The 4,257-nt window shown below is 36.8% G+C and carries 5 protein-coding genes; 2 read left to right on the top strand and 3 right to left on the bottom strand.

The genetic code is table 11. The annotated features are described in order from the left end of the window. Positions 1–26: 26 nt before the first annotated feature. Positions 27–377: a DUF2645 family protein gene (locus tag AB204_RS24055; RefSeq protein ID WP_047964949.1), complete on the top strand. Its 351-nt coding sequence runs from the start codon at positions 27–29 to the stop codon at positions 375–377. Positions 378–465: 88 nt separating this feature from the next. Here AB204_RS24055 and AB204_RS18975 read toward each other — a convergent pair whose 3' ends face one another. After that, entirely contained in the window at positions 466–795 is a 330-nt protein-coding gene (locus AB204_RS18975; protein ID WP_047964950.1) for an antibiotic biosynthesis monooxygenase family protein, read from the bottom strand. Positions 796–869: 74 nt separating this feature from the next. Here AB204_RS18975 and AB204_RS18980 point away from each other — a divergent pair, with 74 nt between their 5' ends. Beyond that, positions 870–1,580 (top strand): ArsR family transcriptional regulator, encoded by a 711-nt coding sequence (locus tag AB204_RS18980; RefSeq protein ID WP_047964951.1) that lies wholly within the window; start codon positions 870–872, stop codon positions 1,578–1,580. Position 1,581: 1 nt separating this feature from the next. Here AB204_RS18980 and AB204_RS18985 read toward each other — a convergent pair whose 3' ends face one another. Both AB204_RS18985 and speD read right to left on the bottom strand, forming a co-directional pair. Beyond that, on the bottom strand, positions 1,582–2,508 hold the full coding sequence (locus AB204_RS18985) for a hypothetical protein (RefSeq protein WP_047964952.1): 927 nt from the start codon (positions 2,506–2,508) through the stop codon (positions 1,582–1,584). Between the two features lie 211 nt (positions 2,509–2,719). Further along, on the bottom strand, positions 2,720–4,257 hold a 1,538-nt coding region (speD, locus tag AB204_RS18990), incomplete at its 5' end, for an adenosylmethionine decarboxylase (protein ID WP_235428145.1).

A 4,257-nucleotide genomic window follows, 5' to 3' on the forward strand; every position in this document is an offset into this window, starting at 1 on the left:
ACTATTGATGATAAGAATAAGTAAACATGAAAACTATAAGTATACTCTTTTGTATTATCTTTATTTTGTACAGTGCAATATTAATTGGGTGCTTTTCGACAGTCGATCATGACTGGATGATTGGGAAAGAGGGGGTCAATACAGTTTGTGATGTAGTAAATACTTTTGTAGTTAATGACGACAGAAAATTGACAGCCCCTCTGTGTTTGGTCTTTTTATTACCTTTTATGATTCTTTTTATGATGAAGGGAGTAAAAGGATTTGCAGAGAGTAAATTACAGTCGATAGTTTATTTTTTGACAGTTATATTTTCAATTGGAAACTGGTATTGGATGTTTTTTGGTCGATTTACGGATTGTCCATTCCCGCCAAACTGACTATGATGATTATTGGAAGATAATGGTGTTGAACATTATCTCCCAATAAGAATTATGCAGAATAAGCCATTAATAATTTATTGCCTGTTCATCTTTCTGTTGGTGCTTCTTCCCTTGCATACATCCCGTAATCCCGGATAATTGCAGCGACTCTCAAACGATAATCCACAAACACCCCATTGCGCCCTAACGCTTGTGCTTCCTGATGCTGGTAAGTATTTCTCCATTGTTTTACAGACTCTTCATCACGCCAGAAGGAGAGTGAAAGATATTTATTGTTATTATTGAGGCTCTGAAAGCGTTCTACGGAAATAAATCCCGGAATGGTATCCAATAATGGTCTGAGGGCAGCAGCGGTATCAAAATAATGTTCACTTTGGTTTTCTGCGATTTCGACTTCAAATATGACAGCTAACATTATCGTTTCCTTGAAGGATAAAAAAATCTAAGCTACCTTGCTGCAATCACTGTCACTTCGATGTTTATCAAAATATGCATGAATTCACTCTTGAGAAACGAGTTTCTGCCATTGCTGCGGTATTGGCTGATTACACCCGTTCCCGCATGTTATTTTTGCTGATGGATGGGCGTGCTTATACCGCGACAGAATTAAGTGCTGCTACTGATGTTGTTCCATCAACAACCAGCGCCCATTTAAATCGTCTGGTAGAAGAAAGCTTAATCAGCTGCATTAAACAGGGGCGGCATCGTTATTTTAAAATCTATAACAAAGAAGTCGCTCAGTTGCTGGAAAATATGATGTGTTTTGCTAATGGCGGATATAACGATATTGTCAAAATTTCCACACCCCAATCTTTGCGTTTTTTCCGAACTTGTTACGACCATATGGCAGGGGAAATTGCGGTAAAAATTCATGATAGTTTGTTGGTAAATCATTGGATGACGGACAATTATGAGTTAACGCCAACAGGCAAAGATTTTCTGATTTCGCTTGATATAGGCAGTCATATGGCTCTCTCTTCGCGGCGAAAATTTGCCTGTTCCTGTCTTGATTGGAGTGAGCGGCATTTTCATCTTGGCGGTTTTTTAGGGGCATCGTTGCTTGATGCTTTTTTAAAGAAAAAATGGGCTATCAGGCAATTGGACAGCCGGGAATTGGTATTAACCGAATCAGGGAAGCGTGGACTTAAGCAGAAGTTTGATGTGGAAATCGATGGCGGCATAAACCGCCATATGATGTGACTTATATCTTAACACCCCGGTAACCGGATAAAATCAATTCCCATTCCTGTTGTGCGAACCAGGTTTGGGTAGTGCCGTCGTAATGCATCTCATCATGCAGGAAAACACCATAATCGGAAGCGATGCCGGTGTAATTTGGCGAATTCCTTGCATCAATCAGGGTACGATATTTAGGATCAGCGGCAATGATATCTTCAATTGCCTCATTCACATAACTGGTATTGAGGGGATCAAATGCCACCGAAAGTGGGTAATACAATCGCCACGGAATATAACAGGAACCTATAGCATTGCTAATCCCTGTAATAATGCGGGTGAAATTTATCTCTGATGCTTTGGCTGCCGCCAAAATTTCAGTTTCAGCTTCCCATTGATTCCAATGAATAGCTAAGATACGTGGATTTTTGCCCATTTTATGTAGTGACTGAACGGCCAGGCGTAATGTTCTGATCGCACGGGGATAAAGGGATTCTACATCTTGTGGATTGCGCTCTGGTGCCCAGCGATTATCGGGTGGATTATCCAGATACATTCCCTGTCCGCCCCAGCCCATTAAAATCACGTAAAGATCTGGTAAACCCAGTGCATTACCTTGATTGATATGATTTTGCCAAAATTTGGCGAAACGATTGGCGGCGTTGTAAGGATGATCTTGATTGCCGCGAGGTAAACCGGCGGGGGCGCCAATATTAGCATTGCCAAAGCTGGTTAACCCTGTCCAATTAATGGTAGAAAAGTTAATGTCATAGACTTCTGGCAGGGATAAGGTGAATACATTGCTTAAGCTTTGGATAATTCTTTCGTGTGGTGGTAATTCTGTTCCGTGACCATAGCTATTGGATTGCCCAAGTACAATAAATAGCGGTGCATCATTGGTTTCCCATGATGAATATTTTATTTCGGGAGAGTGAAGCGGTTTGTATGTCATCAGTTTCCCCTTAAAATATGTCAATTAATTAGATATTTAACTCCTTGCGAAAAATTGATTTATATCTATTTCAAGCTACTTCATAATATTTATGCTGTAACTGATTGCCTTTCGCTCTAGGCTAATGAACAATCAGTTTTCTGTTGAGTGAATAAATTTAATAATTCAACGTTAAATAAGGTGCTAAAAGGTTATTCTATTGATTTTAAAATTAAAAACCCCGCTGTAATATTTTATATTCATATTCTTGGGCGTTAAGTTGTGTTTGTAGCTGCATTATAAAGGTATCTTGATATTTAAATTCATTGTAAACGAATAGATCAAGAGCAGCGTACTGATATTCTGGCCATGTGTGAAGAGTAAAATGTGACTCTGCCAATATTAGTGCACCACTAACACCCCATGGTTTGAGTTGATGAAAATTATAAGTAACAACATTCAGCTTACATTGATGGGCGATATCCAGCATGATTTTTTCAAGGGTTGATACAGATTTCAGTACCTCTGCATCACAATCTTTCATGTCTATAATAATGTGAGTGCCAAGTTGTCGCGTATGATCCGATGAACTCACTTTTTCTTGACCACGATATTGAAATTTAGTGCTGTGACATTTATTACAAGTTATCTCTATGAGCTGCTCTATTGTTAATATGTCTTTTTCATGTCCAATGGTTATCATATTATTACATGATTTACATTGATAAAATTTTATACGGGGGTTTACTTCTCCAGTATATATTTTTTCTGAAAAATTATTCTTTCCTGAAATTGTCGGGTAAGTTTGTGGTGTAACAGAAAGAACATAGAGATCGCTAACATTACTAATGATACTTCCGCCATGATATTTATTGAATTGCGGATAAATATTCTTGATAAGAAGATTCTGATTATTGAATAACCTTTGAACTTCCTGGTTTTCCATTGGTTTTTTTTGACCAAAAGAGAGTAAAATCTCACTATTATCATTTTTAGTGAAACTAATAGCACGTGATAAAAATAGTTTTAATCCGCTTAATGTATAAGGTGGATCTGTCAAGACGATGTCAAAATTTTTAGTGTATGCATTAGAGAGCTTTAGATCTAAGTATTCAGTATTAATGACAAAATCATTTTGCTCTGCGACATCTCGAATAAATGTTAGTAGGCTTTGATCGATATCCTTGACAAAAATATTTTTTGAGGAATCGTAGCCGAGTTTTTTAAATGCCATCATTAGGGCTAAGGAAGTTAGATCGTCATCACCTAGAAATAAAATATTTTGTTTAAATACCCTTGGGTTATTAAGTAATAGCATTACCCGGCGTATTGATGTTTCTAATGTTGCATGCGCTTGATCTAACAAGACATTAACTTTTGGTCTACTGTTATATACAGGCTCCAGTAAAACTGAAAGTTCATTTTCAAACTCTTTTCGTCTTTCATCGGATGAAAGGGAATTATATTTACTTATATCAATCGATTTATATTTCAATTCATCTAGCACATATTTAACACCCACAGGATTTAATTTAAAAACACCTTTGTTTTCAGCATAATTATATTTTATTAATTCTTTTTTAAACGCAGAGATGATAGGAATAGGCAGGCCACTTTTTAATGCAAGATCTTTATTTGATATCCGGCTGCATAAATATAAGTGTATTAATAATGTTTCTAATATTTCAACTGAGTGTGACAACTCCATATTGTTTTTTATAATATTCAGTGTGTTCATGGAAGTCTCTTTTTTACGTGATTTTCTAATTT

Origin of the sequence: Xenorhabdus khoisanae, assembly GCF_001037465.1 — a bacterium.
Lineage (GTDB): Bacteria > Pseudomonadota > Gammaproteobacteria > Enterobacterales > Enterobacteriaceae > Xenorhabdus > Xenorhabdus khoisanae.